Here is a 5,476-nt window from a genome sequence, read left to right as displayed (position 1 = left end):
CTTTGGAAACAACGTTCAAAAGCGTCCTTCAATACCTGTTCGGTCCTTCGATAGGGCCTCGAATATCGGACTACATCTTCTGAGCCGACAATAAAAAAGCCCCGTAAAAGGGCTTATATCGAACTGTTCCATGGTCGGTCAGGGGCTTGTGCAACGGTTACCATTGTTAGGCACAGTTTTTTATCAATATTCTCTTCTTTTACTCCACTTAAAATTGTCTATATTTTTGGCATTCCAATCAGCTAAATCAGAAAGCATTTTGTCTATTTGTTCTTTATCAAGCCAAGTTCCATTTACAAATACTCCACTTATCTTTCTTGTATTTTCGATGTTTTCAAGTGGATTGGCATCAAGTAATACTAAATCTGCAAACTTTCCTTCTTTAACTGTTCCGACAAGTTCATTAATTTCCAACCATTCTGCTGGCAATCTCGTTGCTGAGACAAGTACTTCTTCATTGGTTAGACCAGCTTCTGACAATAACTGCATTTCGTCGTGTAGTGCAAAGCCCGTAACAACTCCAGAAACTCCAGCGTCAGTACCAACAACCATAGGAACTCCAGCATCCTTAAAAGCAACTACCATTTGTTTATGAAATGTAATTAAGCTATCCAAATAGTTTATAAATTCTGTACTTGAATGTTTGTTGTAGTTATTTGAGTTAAGCCATTTGTCTCGCAAAAGAGGATGAACATATTTCAAGGATTTCATTGAACGAATAGAGTCGAGCGATTGAACTTGGTCTCTAATTTTTACAATGGCTATTAAATTTGGGATTAACCAAGTATCATTGTCTTTGGACATTTGAGCAAATGCCTTCGCATCTTTTTCCGTTTTTTCTTGGTTCCTAATTTGCTTCGAAAATTCTTCTGCGTGGGCAACCAAGCCAAAGTGTCGTACGAATACTTTTTCAGTTTGCCCTTTAAAAACATCTGGAATATGTCCAACTACATTTAGACCTTGTTTTTTGGCTTCATCGACAGTTGCATTAAATGTTTCTATATTTAAACTTGAATAAACTTTTATAAAGTTATAGCCTTCTTCTTTTGCACTTCTAACGGCTTGCCTTGCATCAGATGCAGTATGAACGCTCCCACGTCCATTTCCTCCATTAATTAGTCTTGCAAGAGCCATTCGAGGTCCAATTACTTTTCCTTTGGCAATTTCATTTCTTTGTCCAAAATGTTCCACGCGAGCACCCAAGTCAAAAATGGTAGTAACGCCATTTGCTACGTGAGTAGTCATAACATCCTGCGTGTCCATAAAAAAAGTTGCGCTTTGAGTTGGCTTATTCTCTCTAAAATTTAGGTCAGCATTTGTGTGCACGTGCATATCAATTAGTCCTGGAATTAACCATTTTCCAGTTCCGTCGATTGTTTTTGCCTCAGTTGGAATTGTATCATTAATTGAGTGTATTTTTTTATTGTGAATTACAACAGTAGCATTTTCGATGACTTCATTGTTCTCTGTCATCGGTATTATATTGACATTTTTTATAACATAAGTTTCTTCATTTTCTGTTTTAGAAATGACCGATTTATTTTTATTACAGCTAAAAAATATTGTGAATGCGATTAATAAAAATGGTAAGAAGTTCCTTGTCAAAATCTAGATGTTTATTGGTTTGGTTAAATTGTGCCTAACGTTCCAGCTATGATACGTTGCGGAAAATGTCCGCAGGACTTTTCCGCCGTAGCCCGAACTTTTTTATAAAGCTACGGATTTCCGTTTAGGAAATCCGCCGCAATTAATTATACACGGTGTGCCTGTTGCACAAGTTAGGGAAAAATCGATTGTGGATCATTGCCGATCCGGGGATCGATCGTAACTTTAGGCATGCAGGGAAAGAAGGACTGCCAAGAAAAGCTGTTCGCGAGCTTCCAGTTGAGCGAACGGATTCCGAAGGACAATTTTTACAGGCGTTTGAAGGGCGCCATCGATTTGGATTTCCTCTATCCGCTGACCAAGGGATATTATGGCGGGAGCGGGCAGAAGAGCATCGACCCGGTGGTGTTCTTCAAACTCTGTCTGGTGGGGTATCTGGAGAACCTGATCAGCGACCGTCAGCTTATCGCCCACTGTTCGCTTCGTTTGGATATTCTTTACTTCATAGGTTACGATATCGACGAGGAGCTCCCATGGCATTCTACGATAAGCCGTACCCGGCAGCTCTACCCGGATTCGGTCTTCGAGGAAGTCTTCACAAGGGTGCTGGCCATGTGCGTGGATGCGGGCATGGTAAGCGGCCATACCCAGGCGATAGATTCGGCACCCGTCAAGGCCAATGCGAGTATGGACACCTTGGAGCTTAAAGTGCCGCAGGAGGATCTGGACGAACATCTAAGAAAGGTACGGGCCCTTAGTTCGGTGGACAGAGAAATTCCCCACCGCAAGAGTAAAGAAGATAGGTCCGATAAGGGCCAACGTAAGGTTACCGCTGGCGAAAAGGAGCTAGCGGCGATAAAGGGCCGCAACAAGAGGTGGGCGAAGGGCCAGGCCTGTGCTGAGCCTGTCGAAGTGACCGGCGACCGGGCGCAGGGAACAAGGGTGGCAAGTACACCAGCAACAAGACCCATTACAGCCCTACGGACCCCGATGCGCGTATCAGCGTCAAGCCCGGAAAGGCCAGAAAACTGAACTACCTCTCCCAATTGAGCGTGGATACCGAACAACACGTGATCACGGATATCAGGGCCTACCACGCCGACGGCAAGGACAACCAACAGTTGCCCGATATCGTAAAGAGGGTACAAAGAAGGCTGTGGAAGCAGGGCCTTTTATGGGAGAACTGTGTGGCCGATACCGGCTACAGTAGCGGCGAGAACTATGCCTTTCTGGAGGAAAGGGGACTTAAAAGCTTCATACCGCCCCATGGCACCTACAAGGGAGGCCCCGACGGTTTCACCTATAATGGGGAACACGACCATTATCTATGTCCCCAAGGGAAAGCAATACCTTTCACCAAGGTGTTCGACGACTATCGTACGGGAACGAAAAAGAAGGAATATAGGGCAAGAAAGCATGTCTGTACCGATTGCCCGATAAGAAGCCGCTGTCTTGGCAAGAGCGCCCAGGAGAAGAAGTTCAGCGTCACCTATTATCGCGAGGAATACGAACGGAACATTGCAAGGGTGGAGAGCCCACAGGGCCGTTACATGAAGGGCAAAAGGCAGAGCACCGTGGAGCCTGTTTTCGGGACGCTGACCCAGTTCATGGGGCTAAGGAAGATAAATACCATAGGGCTCGCACAGGCGAACAAGGTGATGCACCTATCGGCGATCGCCTACAACCTGAAAAAGTACCTGAAATTCGACCAAAAACGGGCAAAGAGCGGGGCGGGGAAACTTGCTTTGGAAACAACGTTCAAAAGCGTCCTTCAATACCTGTTCGGTCCTTCGATAGGGCCTCGAATATCGGACTACATCTTCTGAGCCGACAAGAAAAAAGCCCCGTAAAAGGGCTTATATCGAACTGTTCCATGGTCGGTCAGGGGCTTGTGCAACGGTTACCGTTGTTGTACACTTTTATTAGCTAGTTGCTAAGTTCTTCTTGATAACGTAACTTAAAACTTTTTGTGTTACGAGTAAGAGCTAAAAATTCGTTTAAAAGAGTATTATATTCTTTTAATTTTCCTTTGCTTTTCATCCAACCTTTTGGCGTATCCAATCCATTAAAATTATCTGTGTTTGCGTAGAACCAAACCAGTGTTATCTTGCCATATGCTCCAATGGATCCTCTACTAGTTTCTAGTGGAAAAGGATATTTGGATTCTATAAGCAATTCCGAAAATTCTCTTAAGACTTTATCAATTTTGCTTATTGATTGTGAACTGATTTCGTATTCAATCATTTCGGCATAAGGAAATTCAGAAACTGACATTTCTGCAACAGTACTCCAAGGCAGAATCATTTCTTTTGTGTAGTTGAACTTAATATTTACATCAAGTTTTGATAGATTACTAATGTTTTCGTCAAATAATTTACCAGAATTGGCCTTTATAAAGATTTTTCGATAATCATGTATTGTTAAAATGCTATTTAAGTCATCACTAAAATTAACTATCAAATATTCATCTTTTTCAGATTTATAAGTTAACCAATCATATTCATAATCAATTTTGAACTCTTTGGCTCTGTCTGCAATAGTTTTTAGATGATTTTCAAAAGAAATGACATCCTTTTCATTTACGTTAATTAAAGTTAATTGAGTACAAATTTCAATATCCTTTTGAGTAATTGAAGATTGCCCAAATCCTAAGTGAGTAATCAAGAATAATAATATAAGGTTTTTCATTCCTAATAATTGTGTACAACGCAGGGCTATGCGCAGCCACGTTGCGGATTTTAAATTTACGCAACTTGTTGGGATAAATTTACAAATACGTTTTTAACGTGGACAGGTTGCATATAGCTGTTGATATGTACAGTTTTCCTCGATGGCGCCTAAAGGTGATATATGGCCTGGTTTCTCTCATCCTACGGATTATGCAACCTGGCATGGCCCTGCGATGATGTACAGTTCCCAAGGGGCGGGAATTGGAGCCTTTGGCGACAATGTAGCGACTTGGGTTCACCTTTATGTGAATTGTACATCATCGGTCTCGTATAACCGTCAGTTACGGGTTTAAAGTTAATGTTTTTCGGTTTAGTACAGACGATAGCAACTCCGAGTGGATTCTAGCCTGCCCCGAGCGTAGTCGAGGGGTAGTCGAATCCGCCGTAATTGCGGTTATACAATGTTGTGTGCAGTATTTTTTCATTTCTTTTTACATTTTATCAAATACATCGGTTGATTTTCATTCACTTCGCTGATTTCAAAAAGTCCAAAGTCGTTAAATTCAGCTTTTACAGATTCTTGGTCGTAATAAAATATTTTTGCTCCTTCGTGAAATTCGTAACGGTCTTTTTCTATTAGTTTTCCCTTTCCAAAATTCGGTGCTTCTTTGGTTATGCCAGTAAAAACCATAAATCCGTTTTCAGTCAGTTGGTTGTAGCAGTCTTGGATTAGTTTTCTCCTTTCCTCACTGTTCAATAAATGTATCAGAGCGTAACAAAAAATCCCATCATATTTTTTATCGTCAAAAGGCATTTTAGTCACAGAACCGTGAAAAATAGTGATTCCATTTCCATAATGTTTTTTTGCGAGTTCAATAGCTGTTTTGGAAATTTCAATTCCGCTTACATTTATTCCGTTTTCAATAAATGGTTGGGCATTTCGTCCATATCCAATTCCTGGAATTAGAATGTTTTTCACAGATTTTTCTTCGAAGAAGTTTTTAGTCAATTCAGCAGATTTTGCAGGATTCATTCCCCACATTTCTTGTTTGTCATTAAATGCTGTTTCCCAAAATTCTGTCATTTGTCTTCGTGTTGGTCATATTGCACACAACGGCTCGCGGCTATGTACAGTTTTTGAAGGGCGGTGTCCTGAAAGCTTGCTTTCAAGGGCAGGGAGCCATGAAAAAGCTGGCAATTTA

The 5,476-nt window shown here is 41.5% G+C and carries 3 protein-coding genes and 1 pseudogene; 1 reads left to right on the top strand and 3 read right to left on the bottom strand.

The annotated features are described in order from the left end of the window. Positions 1–183 precede the first annotated feature (183 nt). Positions 184–1,605, bottom strand: a complete 1,422-nt coding sequence (locus tag ACEZ3G_RS16995; protein ID WP_432426720.1) for an amidohydrolase family protein — start codon at positions 1,603–1,605, stop codon at positions 184–186. 231 nt (positions 1,606–1,836) lie between these two features. Here ACEZ3G_RS16995 and ACEZ3G_RS17080 point away from each other — a divergent pair. Next, positions 1,837–3,431: pseudogene (locus ACEZ3G_RS17080) on the top strand (IS1182 family transposase). Positions 3,432–3,531: 100 nt separating this feature from the next. Here ACEZ3G_RS17080 and ACEZ3G_RS16980 read toward each other — a convergent pair. Both ACEZ3G_RS16980 and ACEZ3G_RS16975 read right to left on the bottom strand, forming a co-directional pair. Further along, positions 3,532–4,293: a hypothetical protein gene (locus ACEZ3G_RS16980; RefSeq protein WP_432426718.1), complete on the bottom strand. Its 762-nt coding sequence runs from the start codon at positions 4,291–4,293 to the stop codon at positions 3,532–3,534. Between the two features lie 462 nt (positions 4,294–4,755). Further along, positions 4,756–5,358 carry a class I SAM-dependent methyltransferase gene (locus ACEZ3G_RS16975; protein WP_432426717.1) on the bottom strand — a complete coding sequence of 201 codons (603 nt, stop codon included), beginning with the start codon at positions 5,356–5,358 and terminating at the stop codon, positions 4,756–4,758. Between the last annotated feature and the right edge of the window lie 118 nt (positions 5,359–5,476).

The organism is Meishania litoralis (assembly GCF_042611095.1).
In the GTDB taxonomy this organism is placed as follows: domain Bacteria; phylum Bacteroidota; class Bacteroidia; order Flavobacteriales; family Flavobacteriaceae; genus Meishania; species Meishania litoralis.
Note: the sequence above shows the minus strand (reverse complement) of the source record. Positions and strands in the feature narration are given on the sequence as shown.